The sequence below is a fragment of the Candidatus Hydrogenedentota bacterium genome (genome assembly GCA_016791475.1).
Lineage (GTDB): Bacteria > Hydrogenedentota > Hydrogenedentia > Hydrogenedentales > JAEUWI01 > JAEUWI01.
This window is the reverse complement of record JAEUWI010000478.1, coordinates 1-516: the sequence shown is the minus strand read 5'-3', so window position 1 is coordinate 516 and position 516 is coordinate 1. Positions and strand designations below refer to the sequence as shown.

Genomic DNA, 516 nt, shown 5'->3' with positions numbered 1-516 from the left:
AGGTGCAGCCGGGCGCAGCCCCTGTCCCGGGCAAACCGGCGCAGCCATGCCAGCATGGCCGCCCCATAACCACGCGAACGCAGCTCGGGTGCCGTGACGAGATCATCGACGTAAAGAAAAGGCCCCCGCGCCAGGCTGTCGCCGAGGCGAAAACCCGCCACCACCGCCACGCGCTCACCCTCAAGCCCGTAGGCCAGCCCATAGCCGGTCAGGGCCAGGCTGCGGACCCGGGCAACGAAACCCGCCTCCTGCAGATCCGGACGCAGGACCTGCATCACCGCAAAACAGGCGGCGATCTCTGCGTCCGTAGACGCCACACGCACTTCCATCCCTCTTCCCCTTCAGACGCCGGGCGCCCCGGCCAGCGCGACACGGTAAAGGTATCGCTCTGGCATGGCAACAGGGGGGGTGCGCCACTGTTCAGCGTGGCTTGAAGGGCTCGAAGCGGGCGGTTTCGGTCTTGCCATCGGCAAAGCGCAGGCTGACCAGAGCCTTGGTGGCCGGGTCGGCGGTGTA

At 67.8% G+C, this 516-nt stretch carries 1 protein-coding gene; it reads right to left on the bottom strand.

Annotated features, from left to right (window positions below; translation table 11 throughout):
• On the bottom strand, positions 1-329 hold a 329-nt coding region (locus JNK74_30340), incomplete at its 3' end, for a GNAT family N-acetyltransferase (protein MBL7650469.1).
• Positions 330-516: the final 187 nt, after the last annotated feature.